Genomic DNA, 17,924 nt, shown 5'->3' with positions numbered 1-17,924 from the left:
GCAGCCATCGCATGATTTTGTAAATGATGCATCCGCTTTGTATTGTTTGTTAAGATTATTGCTAATTTTCACATCATCAAAAGTTATGATGCAGGTTCTTATGATAATCGTGGCATTCTACCTGGCAGCCGGACTAATAATCGCCCTGTTGTTTGTATTCAGCTGGGTGGAACAATTAGATGAACAGGCTAAAGGTGCACCACTCAGTTTTCGGCTCTTATTGATTCCTGCCAGCACCATGCTGTGGCCTTATTTGCTGATGCGACACCTTAATAAAAAGCAATCATCATGATTGCACCACTCAGGAAAAGACATTTCCGCATCTGGCTGGTGATAGGTGCCATATTACCTTTCCTCACCATCAGTGCCTATCTGATGGCACCACAATTTCCCCGTGATGATTTTTATGAACAGCGCCTCACTTTTCCTGAATTGCTCCGGTCGCAGGTGAGTGAACGGTATGTATTCAATATCAAAAAAAATTATGCCGGCGGCACTATGCTGGAGATAGTGCATATTTCAAAATACAATCCTGCATCCGAACTGGTCACCATCAGTTACCATGTAAATTATGGAAAGGAGACTATGCGCAAGACCCTCGGAATGATGGGTGGTCAGACCACCTACCTGTTCAACCTGAAGGAAATCGTTCCGCCTTTCACCGTCACAGTTACCGATACGCTTAATCATGCATTATTGGCTGAAATTGATTTTTGATGACTACGATTCAGGATAATACGCTTTCAAATAGTGGTGAATATTCGCTCAGCTATTTTATTATCAGATCATTCATCCGCCCGCGATTTTGCACTTTACAATTCAGCGATAATCATTCAAAAAAAACTGTAAAGCGAAGCCATGAGTGAATCTTATAAAAGCATTTTATGGAACCGGCAAAAACGAATCTATGATGCCGTACTATGGAGTTTTATTGCATTATACTTCATACTGTTCATCACATTCAATTATAATTTTTTTCCTGCCATCACGGTTGAAACTGTCATCATCCGCGCTACCGGCACCCTCGCCCTGCTTTTACTGCATATCATCTTATCAATCGGACCGCTCGCAAGAATCGATAAGCGTTTCCTCATCCTGCTTTATAACAGACGACATTTAGGCGTATCCATGTTCCTGATCGCCCTCGTACATGGCATTTTCAGTTTGCTGCAATTTCATTCGCTTGGTAATGTAAATCCATTTATTTCCCTGTTTACCTCCAATACGCATTATGGTTCGTTCATCAACTTTCCATTCCAGGTGCTGGGATTTCTCGCCCTGCTGATACTGATGCTGATGGCAGCCACCAGTCACGATTTCTGGTTAAAGAATCTGTCGCCCCGCATCTGGAAATCATTACACATGATGGTATACGTTGCTTATGCCTTACTGTTGATGCATGTGATGCTTGGCGTGATGCAACTGGAGCAGAATTTCAACTTTCTTTTATTGCTGTTGTTTGGCATGTGCTGGCTTACCGGCCTGCATTTTTTCGCAGGTTATGCCGAAATTAGGAAAGACGCACAAACGCCATCGCATTCAGACGGAGATTACCTTTTCGCCTGCCACATAAACGAAATACCTGAATCGCGTGCCAGAATAATAAGCGCCAATGGCGAACGAATTGCCGTATTTAAATACGACGGAAAACTTTCCGCCATATCCAATGTCTGTAAACATCAGATGGGCCCTTTGGGCGAAGGAAGAATCGTGGATGGTTGCATCACCTGTCCATGGCATGGCTATCAGTATCAGCCCCAGGATGGCTGCTCTCCTCCGCCATTTAAAGAAAAAGTGGCTACATATGATGTGAAACTCGTGGATGGTAATGTCTATGTCAACCCGCAGGCACATCCTGAAGGCACTTATGTTGAACCGGTGATAATTACATAGCAGATGGATCTGACACTCCTCAAACCTGACACATATGCTTTTTAAAAAGCCTCCTGAACCCGAAGAGTTTTACATTGGCTATCATGCACGATCGCCTGTTGAATACAAAAAATTCATCCGGCTGGTAATTTTTGCATTACTCGTTGTCATGTACTTTACCATCTCTTTCACTGTCACCAATCAGCGCGGCTTTTCCGCAGGTATTTATCAAAAAGATAAATTAACGGAATTACAGGGCGTGCTGGTCGCTGATCCGTTTCCGGCTATCAGGACTTTTTATGGAAAAGACCTGTATGGCAATCCCACCGTCAAGACGATTCCGCTGGTGAATTATGGAAAGTTTGGCGCCGATCCTATTATACAAAATGTAGCTGCCGGCAATAATGGCCAACTGGCTGATCTCTGGGTTAAACTGCGGGGCAAACTGATTTACCGCAAAGGTGTTGCTTTGCTTGAACTGGCTGAAAAAGAAAAATCCATATTGCAGGTTCGACAGGCGACAAAGCAAGAACGCAATGATGTTTCAGCACCTGTTATTACGGTCATGGATTCAGTCACTTTGCAAGGTCAGATTATTGATCCCAAATGTTATTTCGGCGTCATGAAACCCGGCGAAGGCAAACCGCATAGCGATTGCGCCATCCGCTGCATTGCCGGTGGCATTCAGCCAATGCTGATGATCCGGAACAGAAAAGGCGAAGAAAGCTTTTTCATCCTGCGCGACACAGCCGGGCGTGCTTTAAATAACGAGATCCTTTCTTTCGTGGGATTCCCCGTACTGGTGAAGGGTAACCTTACCAAAGTGGATGACTGGTGGGTTTTACACTCAGATCCATCCACACAAATCGCTTTGCTGCATCAATAGATTATGGCTTCCTTTTCCCGACAATTAGTGGAAGGAAAAAGTAACTTCACCTGATTCATTTTAATAGTTGTTTTGCCAATAACTTCGCTTAACTGACTGCCATGAATTATATCGATGTTTTGTCTCTTGCCGATCTTCCGCCGGAATCTCAAAAAGTTGTTTCCATCGGAGTTACCAAAATTGCCTTGTTTCATTTCGATGGAAAAATAACCGCCATGGCCAGTGCCTGCCTGCACAAAGGCGGCCCGCTTGCATTGGGCAAGGTGGAAAAAAAATACGACGGCCTGTATGTCACTTGTCCCTGGCATGGCTGGGAATACAATATCAAAACAGGCGGTGCACCTCCGGGATATCATGATCAGCAGGCAGTGTATGAGGTAAAAATTGAGCAGGACAGAATTTATCTCAGTGAGCACCCTGTGATAAAAGCGAAGCATGCCGAACATCCTGAACAAAAACTGCTGGAAGACCTGGAGAAGCTGCACTATCAGACAACGCCGGATTCCTGTAACGTGCTGGCCATTTCCACCACCAATCTGAACAATGGTATTCCACGCTATTCAACCTCTGAAGCAGCGCTGGAAAAAGCATTGCATTATGCGGCTGAAGAGTATGGGGCCGCGGTGAAGATGATAAGGCTGCGCGACCTGGAGTTCCGGCATTGCGAAGGATACTATTCTCAGCATCAGAATGCCTGCACCTGGCCCTGCTCAATTTCTGAAATGCACGTCAAGGACGGAATGAATGAGGTATACCGCGCCATGATCTTATGGGCCGATGTGGTGCTGATTGGCACTCCTATCCGCTGGGGAAGCGCTTCTTCCCTCTATTATAAAATGGTGGAAAGGCTCAACTGTGTGCAAAATCAGATCACCTTGAAGAACAGGGTGCTCATTAAAGACAAAGTGGCTTCGCTGATTATTACCGGCGGTCAGGATAATATACAGGCTGTTGCCGCGCAGATGATGGTCTTTCTCACTGATATCGGATTCATGTTCCCTCCTTTCAGCTTCGTTGGCTGGAGCCGGGGTTGGACTGCGGAAGATATGGACCGTAACATTCAGCTGTTTGCGAAATCGAAATACATCGACCGCACCGTGAAAGAAATGATTGATAACAGCATCCGGCTTTCGAGGCAGGTGAAACATGAGCCCACGCAAAACATGCAAGCACCGCTGCCGCGCATCAGCGAATCCCCTTCGGCAATGGAGCAGGCCATGAAAAACACTACCGGTTTTCCTTCATAAAAAATTTTGTCATGCTCCTTTCCGATGCACAGCAACAGGTTGATCAATGGATTAAATCAACCGGTGTACGTTACTTCAATGAACTCACCAATATGGCCATGCTTACCGAAGAGGTAGGCGAGGTGGCACGCATCATGGCAAGGCAATACGGTGAACAATCATTTAAGTCCTCCGACATGGAAAAAGACCTTGCCGATGAATTGGCTGATGTCCTTTTTGTCCTGATTTGTATTGCCAATCAAACCGGCATAAATCTCACCGAAGCCTTTCAGAAAAACCTGGCAAAAAAATCAACCCGTGATGAGCACCGGCACAGGGAAAATGAGAAATTAAAATAAAACCAACGTTAGTTCCTGCCAACTTGTCTAAGTCGGCGGTTCGGAATATATTTTGTCAAGCCTCTGTTTCATTTTTGATTCCGCTTCGTCGGATTTTTTAAAGTAACTTTGTCCTCCTTTTTTATCGCTTGCTGATTCTTTCGTGATTCCTGCAAAAAAGGTTTGTTTCAGATTTATTTTAACTGCTGAAACCAATACTTCGCAAGTACTGCAATTGATGGTCAGGCGTGACGGGTTGACATTAAATTAGAATTATCATGTTTGGCTTCATTACGAAATTATTAGGTGGCAATAAGTCGGATAAAGACGTCCGTGCTATTGAACCCATTGTTGAACAGATTAAAGAAGAGTATGCAAAACTGGAATCGCTTTCCCATGATGCATTACGCAGTAAAACCAATGCCTTCCGGGAACGCATCCGTGCGCACATTGCTGAAATCGACGGAGAGATCAATGCGCTGAAAGAAAAAGCAGAGACCGACGAGGTTTCCTTTGATGAGAAAGAAGAGCTCTACAAGCAGATTGACGGGCTGGAAAAAGACCGTGATCAGAAGCTGGAAGATATACTCAATGAAATTCTGCCGGAAGCATTCGCGGTGATGAAAGAAACCGCGCGCCGTTTTACCGAAAATACGACCATTACGGTTACCGCCACCGATCTCGACCGTGAACTGGCAGCCAAAAAAGATTTTATTACGATAGCCGATGATAAGGCGGTTTACAGCAATACCTGGCTCGTTCGCGGATTGCCTGTTACCTGGAAAATGGTGCATTACGATGTACAGCTTATCGGCGGTATTGTGCTGCACCAGGGAAAAATATCGGAGATGGCAACCGGCGAAGGAAAAACGCTGGTATCTACGCTGCCCTCTTATCTGAATGCGCTCAGCGGGCTCGGGGTTCATCTTGTTACGGTGAACGATTATCTCTCCCGCCGCGACTGCGAATGGAATGGCCCGCTGTTCCAGTTTTTGGGAATAACCGTTGATTGTATTGATAACTATCCGCCCCACTCGGAGGATCGCCGCGCAGCATACAATTGCGATATCACCTACGGCACCAACAACGAATTCGGTTTCGATTACCTCCGCGATAACATGTCGCGTGCGAAAGAAGAACTTGTGCAACGCAAACTGCATTATGCAATGGTGGATGAGGTGGATTCTGTTTTGATTGATGATGCACGTACGCCGCTGATCATTTCCGGTCCTATACCAAAAGGTGAAGACCAGCAATTTCAGCAGATGAAGCCGCGCATACTCAAGCTCGTGGAGTCGCAGAAGCGCGCGGTGAACCAGTTTCTGAATGATGCAAAAAAAATGATTGAGGCCGGCAAGGCCGGACCTACTGAAGGCGGCCTCGCCTTGCTGCGGGCACACCGCGGACTGCCAAAATATGGCAACCTCATCCGCTATATGAGCGAAGAAGGCATCAAGGCCATCATGCTGAAATCGGAGAGCTACCACTTGTCCGACAATCAGAAGGAGATGCCCAAAGCGGATGCGGAATTGTTTTTCACGATAGATGAGAAAAATAACCAGGTAGATCTTACCGAGAAAGGCATTGAATTATTGACGGAAGCGGGAGAAGACAAAAGCTTTTTTGTGATTCCGGATGTAGGTGCCATGATTGCCGATATCGAGAAATCAACCGCTTCGCAGGAAGAAAAATTATTGAAGAAGGATCAGCTGATGCAGGACTTCGCCATCAAGAGCGAACGCATCCACACGTTGCAACAGTTGCTGAAGGCCTATACGCTTTTCGAAAAAGACAATGAATATGTGGTGATGGATGGCAAGGTGAAGATTGTGGATGAGCAAACAGGACGTATCCTCGAAGGCCGTCGTTATTCGGATGGCCTGCACCAGGCCATCGAAGCCAAAGAAAATGTGAAGGTGGAAGCCGCCACGCAGACATTCGCCACGGTTACGCTGCAGAATTATTTCCGCATGTATCATAAATTAAGTGGTATGACCGGTACTGCGGAAACCGAAGCCGGTGAATTCTGGTCTATTTACAAACTGGATGTGGTGGTGATTCCCACCAACGTGGAGATGATCCGTAAAGATGAACAGGACCTCGTTTACAAAACCAAGCGTGAGAAATATAATGCCGTGATTGATGAGATCATGAAGCTCAGCAAAGCAGGCAGGCCGGTGCTCGTGGGTACCACCAATGTGGAGGTTTCCGAACTGCTTTCCCGCATGCTGAAATTCAAAAACGTCAAACACAATGTCTTAAATGCCAAGCAACATCAGCGGGAAGCCGAGATCGTTGCGGAAGCCGGCCTGCCCGGCGCTGTTACCATTGCTACCAATATGGCCGGTCGTGGTACGGATATTAAACTTGGCCCGGGTGTTAAAGAAGCCGGCGGCCTCGCCATTATAGGTACCGAGCGCCATGAAGCCCGCCGTGTCGACAGGCAGCTGCGCGGGCGCGCGGGACGACAGGGCGATCCGGGAACAACACAGTTTTTTGTTTCGCTGGAAGACGACCTGATGCGTTTGTTTGGCAGCGACCGTATTGCCGGTTTCATGGACCGGTTTGGATACAAGGAAGGTGAAGTGATTCAACATTCGATGATCACAAAATCTATTGAGCGGGCGCAGAAAAAAGTGGAAGAAAACAACTTCGGCATCCGCAAACGCCTGCTCGAGTATGATGATGTGATGAATGCACAGCGTGAAGTGATTTACAAGAAGCGCCGGCATGCATTGTTTGGAGAACGCCTGTCATACGACCTCAACAACATGGTGTTTGATCTTTGTGAAGAACTTACCGTGCAACACCAGGACGCCAGCGATTTTGAAGCCTTTAAGTTTGATGTGATACGATTCCTTTCCACCGATACACAGATAACGGCGGAAGATTTCAAGGGGAAAAAGGCAGCCGATTTAGCACAACGTTTATATGAAGAAGTAACGGAAGTCTATAAGCGTAAGATGCAGCACCTGGCAGACACCATCAGCCCGGTGATCAAAGATGTATATGTGAACCGAGGCGAAACCATTGAAAACATCGTGGTGCCGTTTACCGATGGAATCCGTGGCATGCAGATCGTCACCAACCTGAAAAAGGCGTACGAATCCGGCAGCCGCGAAGTAATCAAATCGTTTGAACGCGCCATCACACTTTCATTCATTGATGATGCGTGGAAAGAAAACCTGCGACAACTGGATGACCTGAAACAATCCGTTCAGAACGCCGTGTATGAACAGAAAGACCCGTTACTGATCTATAAGTTCGAGGCCTTTGAGCTGTTTAAAAAGATGATGGGAGAAATCAACCGTGAAGTGGTATCCTTCCTCTTTAAGGCAGGCTTGCCCAATCAGCCGGCGCAACAGGTGAACCAGGCAAGGGTGCAGGAAAAAACGGATTATAGCAGGATGCGTGAAGGACGCGGAGCCATGGGTAGTGTGCCACCACCTTCCGGCAATATTAATGGCAATGTAAACGGAAATGGTGAAGAGGATAACGCTCAGCAACCAAGAAAATTAGAACCCATACGTGTGGGTGCAAAAACCGGAAGAAATGATCCTTGCCCTTGTGGCAGCGGAAAAAAATATAAAAACTGTCATGGAAAAGAAGCGTGAAGGAATTGATATCGCCGTTAAAATAGACCACACTTTATTAAAACCTGAAACAACCCTGCAACAGATCAAACAGCTTTGCAGCGAAGCCGTTGAACATCAGTTTGCAACCGTGTGTGTGCCGCCTTACTATGTGCGTAATGCATTTACCATGCTTGAAAATGAGCAGGTGAAAATTGCTACCGTGATTGGATTTCCTTTTGGTTATTCCAGCGCGTACATCAAAGTGGAAGAGGCGAAACGGGCTATGGAAGATGGCGCGCACGAACTGGACGTGGTCATGAATCTCGGTGCTTTTTATTCCGGCAACGATAAAGATGTATTGAAAGAACTGCAAAGCATCACGCAGCTGGCGCACCTGCGCGGCAAAGTGGTGAAGCTGATTATTGAAGCAGGGTTATTGTCTGAAAGTGATCTCAAACGCGCCTGTGCGCTGGCCGTAAAGGCAGAAGTGGATTATGTAAAAACATCTACCGGCTTTGTCGGCCAGGGAGCCACCGTGGAGATGATCGAAACCATGCGCAGGCTGCTTCCTAAAAAAATAAAGATCAAGGCATCGGGCGGTATTAAAACAAAAGAACAATTGCTCCGGCTTATAGAAGCCGGCGCCGATCGTATCGGCACTTCATCTGCCATGCAGATATTGGAGAAAGCGGAGGTTTGAAGTTTTAACCCGGATACGACATGCATTATTTGTTCAGCAAAACTGCATGTGGCGGCTCACTTTTTCGGCAGCTGTCTCATATCAGGCAATCCATGTGGTCATGCCGGATTTATTTCGGCATCTGTCAATAAATGGAAGAGATCCTGATCCTGATCAATCGGGACAGCATGACTCCAGGTATTTTGAGATAGCTTCCAGTCATTATTCAGTTAAAACAATATCTACCCAACGCAGTCACCTTCCCCAAAGTCATTTTGCGGGAAACTCCTGCACCTTACCCAATGATTAACCATTTGTTTCAGGGTAGACGCTTATTGTCAGTCGGAGCAACTGCGCTGTTGTAAGCAGGTTCCACCTGAAAGACAAGCCGTCTTTTTTCATGATTACATAAATAATTAAGTACGACTCCTTTCCACAAGCCACCCTTCTTCTATTAACGAAAATTTGTTTCTTTACTGAACACAATGCAGTTATAGCGGTCAGATGAATTTTTCTTTTCTACAGCACTCTTTGTTCAATGCTAAACAAAAGCAGATCTGCCGGTTTCGAAAAATAAATGACCGCATGAAGCATCACATAAAATGCTTCGCGGTTGCACTCATTATTTTTCTGCCGGCCTGTTTACATGCGCAAACAGGCAACATTATCTTGGTTGAAGATTCCGGTGTTCAAAAAGTTTTGAAACTCTATCAAAACTTTGCAACAGAAAAGCGGGCAGTGAATGGATTCCGGGTACAGTTGGCTTCCAACAGCAACCGAACGGTGGTGATGAATATGAAAAGTTTGTTCACGCAGGAATATCCGGAGGTAAGTTCTTACCTCACCTACCAGCAGCCGCAATTCAAATTACGGGTGGGTGATTTTGAAAGGCGCGATGATGCCGGTCATTTCGTTGAACAGATCAGGGGCAGCTTTCCAAATGCATTTGTTGTTCCTGATAAGATTATGGTGAAGGGAATTCCGTGGTGACAAATGCTACAACAATCACATTGCTCGCGCGTGAATGCACATCAACATACAGGTCGGCGATGAAGCACACTATAGCTTCATTTCCCCGTTGTATTAAAAAATGAACTGTATGTCCGAGGTTGACCTCCTCGCCAACCTTTTCATTGAAAGACTGAAAGTGCTTGCAATTAGCTCGTCGAGGTCGCCGGCCTTTAACATAATGGCATTTGTGCGCCGGTGCGGTTACAAATCCAGACCCGCATGCGAAAAATATTTTTCTCAATTATTCTATGCTGCATTCACGAGGCCGTTTAATTCACCAACTTTGCCGGTGATTTCACCTGTCCATGATCAGCATTGAAACAATTAAACACCTTGCGAAAGACCTGAAGCAGGAAGTGATTGACATGCGCCGTCACCTGCATGCACATCCTGAATTGTCGTTCCAGGAAAAAGAAACCTCTGCCTACATTTCTTCCAGACTCAACTCATGGAATATTGAGCACATAAAAGGCGTTGCGGGAACCGGCATTGTAGCATTGATCAAAGGCAAAAATCCTGATAAGAGAGTGATTGCCCTGCGCGCCGATATGGATGCTTTGCCGATCACGGAAAAAAATGAAGTGGATTACCGTTCTCAAAATACGGGCGTTATGCATGCCTGCGGACATGATGTTCATAGTGCATCTTTGCTGGGCACCGCCGGCATATTGTCATCGCTGAGCAAGGAATGGGAAGGAACCGTCAAACTCATCTTTCAGCCGGGAGAAGAGAAATTACCCGGCGGCGCATCACTCATGATCAGGGAAGGGGTGCTGGAAAACCCGGTTCCGCATCTCATACTGGCCCAACATGTTTTCACGCAGTTGCCCGTGGGTAAGGCCGGCTTTTGCCCGGGAAAATACATGGCTTCCGGCGACGAACTGTATGTAACGGTAAAGGGAAAAGGCGGCCATGCCGCGGTGCCGGCCGGTGTAATTAATCCGCTGTACCTTTCGGCGAAACTATTGTTGCAGCTGGAGGAACTTGCGCAAAAGTTAGCGGCGTCGGCCATTCCTACGGTACTTGCTTTTGGCCGGATTACCGGTGCAGGTGCAACGAATGTCATTCCTGATGAAGTGAAAATTGAAGGCACTTTCAGAACCATGGATGAAGGCTGGCGCAGCGAAGCACATGAGTTAATCAGGAAAACAGTTGAAAATTATTCAACCGTTGCAGGCAATTGTGCCGAATTAGAAATCCGCCGCGGATATCCCTGCCTGGTTAATGACGAAGCGGTTACCGGCTTTGCAGCAGCAGTTGCAAAAGACTATCTCGGTGAAGGAAACTCGGTGCAACTTCCCACCTGGATGGCGTCTGAAGACTTTGCTTTTTTCGCGCAGCAAATACCCGCCTGCTTTTACAGAATCGGCACTGGAAACGCCTCCAAAAATATTGTTTCACCGGTTCATACACCTACATTTTCGATTGATGAAGATGCATTAGAGATTTCCACCGGACTGATGTCGTGGATCACCCTGCAAATGCTGCAACAGTGAGGCGGCAGCCAATATCCATTTCCCTGCTTTAGGATTCCGTGTATGGCTGTTACCTGTCAATAGGCATCAAACGGCCTGCTTCACCCAAAAGTAATTCATTACAGCTGCCAGGCGAAGTGAATGGTGGTTCTGTCATCTGCTGATGCAGATAAATAAACTATGCTCTGCATCGCAGCCGATACAGTCAGCAAATTTTGCCAAATCTATCCTGACGGCTACAGTTCCAGCGGCCAGAATACCGGAATCAACACCAGCAATATAGCCATAAGAATAACCGTCAGCAGCCCACCCACCTTAATGAAATCGGCAAACTTGTATTTGCCCGGACCATACACCAGTATGCAGGAAGGTTCAAAGGGAGTTATGAGTGATATGGATGCAGCGAGCATTACCGTTATGGCAAAGGTGCGTGGGTTGGCCCCCAATGCATGTGCTGTTTCCAGTGCAACCGGTAACACCACTAATGCCGCTGCGGCATTAGACATAGGTTGTGTTAGCAGCACCGTGAGTACCATAAAACCACCCACGATGCCCAGGGTGCCCAGGTTTTCAAAAATACTGACAATACCTTCCGCCAGGAATTTATCGGCACCGGTTTTAGTCATGGCCGTCCCAAATGCACTCATACCGGCAATAAGGATAAGCAATCGCCAGTCGATGTTTTCATAGGCCTTCTGCAGATTGATTCCTTTGAAGAGTATGGTCAGAATAGCCGCAATTAAGAAGGCAATCGACAAAGGCATCAGTTCAAATGACCCTACAACAATGGCGGCGAGGAAGAAGCCCAGTGTCAGAAATCCGCGACGTTGTTTTTTTACATTCGTTTTATGTTCCACCAGTGTAATCAGGTTATGATCGCCCGAGAATCCATTCATGCGCTGACCTGAACCCTGCACCAGCAACAGGTCACCAATTTCCAGCTTGATATCTTCAATCTGCTCAAACAGGTTTTCGCCTGCACGGTGAATGGCAATGGGCACTATGCCGTACTTCTGCCGAATACCGGTTTCCCTGATTTGCGTACCCACAAATTCAGAACGCGGAGGAATCAATACTTCCAGCAACCGGAGGTCACTTCCTTTTTGGTAAAAATCCCGCGCGTCTGGCAGCAATTCCAGGCCAATGGTGTTTTTGATTTTTATCAGGTTTTGCGCTTTACCTTCCACCAGCAAGACATCTCCTTTTTCGAGCGTGGCAAAATTGCCCGGGTGAAACTTTTCTTTCCCCCTCACAATTCCCAGCACCGTAAAGCCTGATTGTGCGAGCGTTGATTTGCTCACCGGCTGTCCTACCAGGGGCGAATCTTTCATAATCACCAGTTCACTCAGGTAATCCCGCAGCTGGTAATCCTCCTGCAGGTCCTGCAACTGGCTGCTGGGTAGCAGGCGCCGTCCGATTGTAATCATATATAAAATGGTTACCACCAGCAGAATCATGCCAACCAGGCTGAATTCAAACATGCTGATGGGCTGCATATCGAGGTTTTTCAGGTAGGCGCTCACCGCCACATTGGTGGAAGTGCCGATCAGTGTACAGGTTCCGCCAATGATAGAGGCAAAAGCAACCGGCATGAGAAACTTGGATGGGCTGAAGCCCGATTTCCTGGAAATGCTTATTACCGGGTTAATCATAAGTGCAGTGGCCGTAGTATTATTCATGAAAGCCGAGATGCCACCGGTCAGCGTAATCAGGTACAATAGAATCCTGTTAGGATTAGACTTGGCCATCTTAAGCATATAGTTAGCCGCGGCATCCAGCACGCCATTTTCCTGGATGGCCGTGGTAATAACAAAGATGGCGGCAAGGATCAGCATGAAATCACTGCTGAATCCGGCAAAGGCTTCTTTGGTGGTGAGTATGCCCGACAGTACCAGCACAACGAGCAATATGCAGGTGACAATGTCAACCGATATTTTCTCGAGTGAAAAAAGGATTACGGCAAATAAAAGAAGGAAGAGTACAATTGCAATTTCCATAAGTTATGGTTGTTGAGGGTGAAACAGGGCGCTAATCTATATATTCTACAATATTAGTAGTACTATCTTTTTAGTAGATTATTAATCCGGCAGCCGATCAGCGTCAAATTTCCCAGCGGATGCCATAGCGATTACCCTTCTATACAATTGTTAATCAGCACTTTAAAAGCTGTAACTCGCTTCCTGGCAGGTTGAAATATTTTTTTGCATGCGTCCGGTTTAACAATTAATCCATGGAAGTTCCCATACGGCTGCTTCCAACCATATCTTCTGCTGCTGAATTCGCCCGGCTAACAGTCAATATTGCACGGTAAAACTGCCCATCAAACCCTGTTTAACTATGCCGGTGGCTTCAAATAAAGGCGCTGGCTAATATGAAACTTATAAGATTTCCTATCGTATTCTAACCCGTTTTGTTATCTTTGCGCCTTCATTTTTTAACCCTTCATTAAATCAACCAGATAACCATGGCAGAAGTTAAGTACATCATTCCCCACGGCCACACTATTACCAAAGAAAACCGCCAGGCCCTGAAAGGTCATAAATCCTGCATCCTTTGGTACACAGGGCTCTCAGGATCGGGCAAATCCACGATTGCCAATAAAGTGGAAGAAAAGATGTTTGATATGGGATTACATACCTATATCCTGGATGGCGACAATGTGCGTATGGGCCTTAACAAAGGACTTACTTTCAGCGATGATGACCGTAAAGAAAATATCCGCCGGATTGGAGAAGTATCTAAATTATTTGTAGACGCCGGTATCATTGTAGGTACGGCATTCATTTCCCCCTTCCGCAGCGACCGTGAAATGGCACGCAGCATCATGCAGGAAGGTGAGTTTATTGAAGTGTTTGTAAACACACCACTTGATGTCTGCGAGCAACGCGACCCCAAAGGCCTTTATAAAAAAGCCAGGGCAGGCGAAATCAAATTTTTCACGGGCATTGACTCACCCTATGAAGCACCGGAAAAACCTGAAATTGAAATCCTTTCTGCCGGCAGAACCGTAGATGATTGCGCCGATGAAGTTATTGCCTGGCTGCGCGAAAAAAATTATATCCCTGCTGAATAACCTGCTCATTTTAACCTTTTAAATCCAATACAGTAATGAATCAACCTCATGGCGGAGTGCTCGTCAACCGCATTGCAACGGGAGCCCGCAAAACAGAATTAGAAAAGAAAGCAGCATCTCTCTTTCAATTAATCATCGAAGACCGTTATGCAGCCGATATTGAAATGATTGCCAATGGTGCCTTCAGCCCGCTTACCGGCTTTATGAACAAGGCCGATGCCGAAGGTACTATTGAAAAGATGACGCTCAGCAACGGATTACTTTGGGGAATACCCATATTGCTTCCTTCGGGCAATCAGCACGACAACATCAGCATCGGTGCTGAAATTGCATTGATTGAAAAGAGTTCAGGCAATGTATTGGCGATAATGAAGGTGGAAGAGAAATTCGAGCTGGATCTGATGAACCTCGCGCAAAAATGTTTCAAGACTACGGAAGATAAACATCCCGGCGTAAGTGCAGTACTGAGCGGAGGCAACAGGTTTATCTCCGGTCCGCTGGAGATGATCAACCGCCCCACCCGTCACGATCAGATCGACAATAAATATTTCATGGATCCTTCCGAGACACGCGCTGAATTTGAAAAACGGAAATGGAAAACGGTTGTCGCTTTTCAAACGAGGAATCCTATTCACCGTGCACATGAATACCTGATCAAATGCGCCCAGGAAATTGTGGACGGAGCGCTTATTCATCCCATCGTTGGCGAAACAAAACCGGACGACATTCCCGCACCGGTTCGGATGCGTTGCTATGAAGCATTGATCAACGGATATTTCAATCCGGATAACACTATGGTAAGCGCATTGCCGACTGCCATGCGTTACGCCGGACCGCGCGAAGCCATCAACCACACGCTGATCCGTAAAAATTATGGCTGTACCCACATGATTGTGGGCCGCGACCACGCAGGCGTAGGAACGTATTATGGAACCTATGAAGCACAGGAAATGATGGACAGTGTTGCTGACCGTACCGGCATGACGATCCTGAAATTTGAAAATACCTTCTTCTGTAAGGAAACAGAAGGCATGGCTTCCAGCAAAACTGCTCCGAAGAATGCTACACAGGTTTCGCTCAGCGGCACAAAAGTGCGTGAAATGCTGTCGAACGGGGAACGCCCACCGGCAGAATTCTCCCGTGCCGAGGTAGCCGACATTCTTATCGAATGGGCAACAGCGAAAGCAGGTGTTACTGCCTAAGCCAACCATCCTGACTTACAATTAGAATTACATCCCGGCCTCAGGCCGGGATTTTTTTTGCAGGCTGCTATTATCATTTCCACTTGCAGCAAACGATGCTCATCCTACTATCAGTCAAGACCAATTCAAAAATGTCTGCCTGTTGCGTGATTGATCTGCAACAATGTCACGATAATACAATAGGATTAAGCCGGATGCTCTAATGTACCGGCTGAATACTTTTATCTTATACCGACAAAATGAACATGAAATAAACAGTGCTCATAGCCTTATAGCAGCAACTATCCCGAGTTGAATAATATGGCTACAGCCACCTGTTCCGCCTGAATATCCATAAGGTCAGCAACGATGACAGTAGCATGAGTACCAACGCAAAGAGATAGCCATACTTCCAGTGCAGCTCGGGTAAAATATCGAAGTTCATGCCGTAAACGGAAGCCACGAGTGTTGGCGGTAGAAAAACCACTGACGCTACGGTAAAGAGTTTGATGATCTTGTTTTGTTCAATATTGATCAAACCGAGAAAGGTATCCTGTAAATATTCCAGCCTGTCGAAACTGAAAGTGGTGTGGTCCATCAGCGAATTCACATCCTTAATCATCATACGCAGCCGTTCATAGCAGTCTTTCGGAAAATGATCGCTGCGCAGCATGGCAGAGATCATGCGCTGCTTGTCAATCATGTTCTGACGGAGCAACATCGTCATTTCCTGCAACTGCGTCGCGCGTATCAGGATTTCCTTGTCAGCCTTCTGTTCTGCACCCATGAATTTGCCGATACGGGAAATTTCTTTCGCGATATTCTCCAGCAGGTCGGCATCAAAGTCAATCCTGTTTTCGAAGATGGACAGCATCACATGATAGCCGGACGGAAATGATTTGGGCGCCGCCAGCACCTTCCTGGATATTTCCGTAAAGGACCTGAACTCATTAGTGCGGTGCGTGATCAGATAATTATTCTTAAGAATGAAGGAAGCCGGATCACTGATGTAGGTGTCGCCCTGCTGCAACAGAAAGTTGGAATTGGCAACTATGATCTTATTGGTTTCATGATACCGTGAACTGCTCTCTATCTCTTCCTGTTCCTGTTTCTCACTGAGGTTTATGCCGAATTTATTGCTGATGTATCGTGTCTCCAGTTCATCGAGCCGGTTCAGATCCACCCACACCACGCTTAACGGATCAATCTGCGGCAAGGTCCGCAAATCCGATTCCCGTGCAATTTTATCGTGCTGCCTGTAATAAATATTGATCATTGCTTCACTGTTGCGAGAGTAAATTACGACATAAATCTTTTTTTGCAAGGCGCGAACCGTTCACCGGCACAATAGAAATCTGCGGCTTAACATCCTGCTCATGCAACACTGATCCATCTTCCATCACCCGGCTCATCATTCAGCCTTGGTGGTTCAGCGGTTACTCATTGTTTTCAAACGTTGCCCCCTGATCATTTTATACAACGATGCGAGCAGAAAAATGGTACCGAGCACTGCCACAATGGATGATCCGGCCGGAAAATCGTAATGGCAGTGATGCCAAAGCCCATGAAAGCCGCGAAGGCAACGCCAAGCGATGAAATCTGTCCGAGTGCAAGGTCAACGAAGACGATTCCTCTTCCTACCACATGCACACCGAGGTACGACAGCAACGCACCGGTGATAGCTGCTACCACAAACGCCTGCACCATGAATGGCAACTGAAACATTTCAAACATCTGATTCATGTTTTAACTGCTATAAAGCATTACCCAACATTTTTATTTGAAAAGAGTGTTGGATTAGCTGATTCAAGCCTGCTACTTCAGCGCATTCACCAGTTGACCGGTATTGTAATCAAACAAATCAAAGTAATTTTTCACCGTATCAAATGCTCCTGTTGATGTGGCCAGCGTCAGCACTTTAACGCCTGTTTGTTTGGCTACAACATCGGAAGAAGAAGTGGTAAAATACGGTGATGAAATAATCACCTTAATATGATTTGACTGCACTTCATTAATCACTTTCACCAGTTGTGATGGTGTAGGCGGAATGCCCGGCTTAGGCTCCATAAAATCAACGATCTTCAGGCCGAACCTGTTCTCAAAATAGCACCGCTCATTATGGTAGGCAATCAGTTTTGCATCCTTGTAAGGCGCCATCGCCGACAGCCATTGTTTCATCTTGCTATCCAGCTTTGCATTGAATGCGGCGAGGTTGCTCTCAAAATATGCTTTGTCTGCCGGCGATACACGCTCCAACCCATTGTTGCCTGGAAAGTCAGCTGCTGGTAAAATGTATGATTGGGCACAAGCCAGCTCAGCGAGAGCCCTTCATCATTCAACCATTTTTCCCCGAAATAATTAACGAAAGCATTTGGTACATCGATAAACGGCAATGCATGCGGATGCACGGTATTGATGCGGCCCAGTGTCTGCCTGAATTTTCCGGCCTTCAGCTGCAGTTTGGCAGGAAGTTATAGCGTGCTGCAGATAAAGTTCATATCAGATGATCAGGCGCCGGGTGAAAGATCCGTGATCCATATCATTTCTTTTAGTGATGTTAATTCATCAACTTCACACGGTAAGCTGATGCTTTATTTTCATCACATCC

At 46.4% G+C, this 17,924-nt stretch carries 16 protein-coding genes; 12 read left to right on the top strand and 4 right to left on the bottom strand.

Annotated elements, in window-relative coordinates; all coding sequences use genetic code 11:
• Positions 1–85 precede the first annotated feature (85 nt).
• The 10 genes from K1X61_10015 (at position 86) to K1X61_09970 (ending at position 11,083) form a co-directional block, all read left to right on the top strand.
• Positions 86–292 carry a hypothetical protein gene (locus K1X61_10015; protein ID MBX7108970.1) on the top strand — a complete coding sequence of 69 codons (207 nt, stop codon included), beginning with the start codon at positions 86–88 and terminating at the stop codon, positions 290–292.
• Positions 289–717 (top strand): hypothetical protein, encoded by a 429-nt coding sequence (locus K1X61_10010; protein MBX7108969.1) that lies wholly within the window; start codon positions 289–291, stop codon positions 715–717. Before K1X61_10015 ends, K1X61_10010 begins: the two co-directional genes overlap by 4 nt.
• Before the next feature lie 141 nt (positions 718–858).
• Positions 859–1,893 carry a ferric reductase-like transmembrane domain-containing protein gene (locus K1X61_10005; protein MBX7108968.1) on the top strand — a complete coding sequence of 345 codons (1,035 nt, stop codon included), beginning with the start codon at positions 859–861 and terminating at the stop codon, positions 1,891–1,893.
• Between the two features lie 34 nt (positions 1,894–1,927).
• Positions 1,928–2,758, top strand: coding sequence for a hypothetical protein (locus tag K1X61_10000; protein MBX7108967.1), 831 nt, complete (start codon positions 1,928–1,930; stop codon positions 2,756–2,758).
• A gap of 101 nt (positions 2,759–2,859) precedes the next feature.
• Positions 2,860–4,005, top strand: a complete 1,146-nt coding sequence (locus K1X61_09995) for an NAD(P)H-dependent oxidoreductase (GenBank protein MBX7108966.1) — start codon at positions 2,860–2,862, stop codon at positions 4,003–4,005.
• Between the two features lie 11 nt (positions 4,006–4,016).
• Positions 4,017–4,343 (top strand): nucleotide pyrophosphohydrolase, encoded by a 327-nt coding sequence (locus K1X61_09990; protein ID MBX7108965.1) that lies wholly within the window; start codon positions 4,017–4,019, stop codon positions 4,341–4,343.
• Between the two features lie 257 nt (positions 4,344–4,600).
• Positions 4,601–7,936 (top strand): preprotein translocase subunit SecA, encoded by a 3,336-nt coding sequence (gene secA, locus K1X61_09985; GenBank protein ID MBX7108964.1) that lies wholly within the window; start codon positions 4,601–4,603, stop codon positions 7,934–7,936.
• 4 nt (positions 7,937–7,940) lie between these two features.
• Positions 7,941–8,597, top strand: coding sequence for a deoxyribose-phosphate aldolase (gene deoC, locus K1X61_09980; GenBank protein MBX7108963.1), 657 nt, complete (start codon positions 7,941–7,943; stop codon positions 8,595–8,597).
• 564 nt (positions 8,598–9,161) lie between these two features.
• Positions 9,162–9,566, top strand: coding sequence for an SPOR domain-containing protein (locus K1X61_09975; protein ID MBX7108962.1), 405 nt, complete (start codon positions 9,162–9,164; stop codon positions 9,564–9,566).
• Positions 9,567–9,892: 326 nt separating this feature from the next.
• Complete coding sequence (locus tag K1X61_09970) at positions 9,893–11,083, top strand: amidohydrolase (GenBank protein MBX7108961.1); 1,191 nt, start codon at positions 9,893–9,895, stop codon at positions 11,081–11,083.
• Between the two features lie 215 nt (positions 11,084–11,298).
• Here K1X61_09970 and K1X61_09965 read toward each other — a convergent pair whose 3' ends face one another.
• Positions 11,299–13,059 (bottom strand): SLC13 family permease, encoded by a 1,761-nt coding sequence (locus K1X61_09965; GenBank protein ID MBX7108960.1) that lies wholly within the window; start codon positions 13,057–13,059, stop codon positions 11,299–11,301.
• A 467-nt stretch (positions 13,060–13,526) separates the two neighbouring features.
• Between K1X61_09965 and cysC the strand changes: the two genes are divergently transcribed.
• Both cysC and sat read left to right on the top strand, forming a co-directional pair.
• On the top strand, positions 13,527–14,135 hold the full coding sequence (gene cysC, locus K1X61_09960; protein MBX7108959.1) for an adenylyl-sulfate kinase: 609 nt from the start codon (positions 13,527–13,529) through the stop codon (positions 14,133–14,135).
• A 35-nt stretch (positions 14,136–14,170) separates the two neighbouring features.
• Positions 14,171–15,337, top strand: a complete 1,167-nt coding sequence (sat, locus tag K1X61_09955; GenBank protein MBX7108958.1) for a sulfate adenylyltransferase — start codon at positions 14,171–14,173, stop codon at positions 15,335–15,337.
• Positions 15,338–15,641: 304 nt separating this feature from the next.
• Here the strand turns inward: sat and corA are convergent, their stop codons facing one another.
• From corA to K1X61_09940, 3 genes are all read right to left on the bottom strand, one after another.
• Positions 15,642–16,640, bottom strand: coding sequence for a magnesium/cobalt transporter CorA (gene corA, locus K1X61_09950; protein ID MBX7108957.1), 999 nt, complete (start codon positions 16,638–16,640; stop codon positions 15,642–15,644).
• A gap of 143 nt (positions 16,641–16,783) precedes the next feature.
• Positions 16,784–17,059, bottom strand: a complete 276-nt coding sequence (locus tag K1X61_09945; GenBank protein ID MBX7108956.1) for a hypothetical protein — start codon at positions 17,057–17,059, stop codon at positions 16,784–16,786.
• A gap of 72 nt (positions 17,060–17,131) precedes the next feature.
• Complete coding sequence (locus K1X61_09940) at positions 17,132–17,572, bottom strand: metal ABC transporter substrate-binding protein (protein MBX7108955.1); 441 nt, start codon at positions 17,570–17,572, stop codon at positions 17,132–17,134.
• Positions 17,573–17,924: the final 352 nt, after the last annotated feature.

The sequence above is a fragment of the Chitinophagales bacterium genome, assembly GCA_019694975.1.
Taxonomy (GTDB): Bacteria; Bacteroidota; Bacteroidia; order Chitinophagales; family UBA10324; genus JACCZZ01.
Note: the sequence above shows the minus strand (reverse complement) of the source record. Positions and strands in the feature narration are given on the sequence as shown.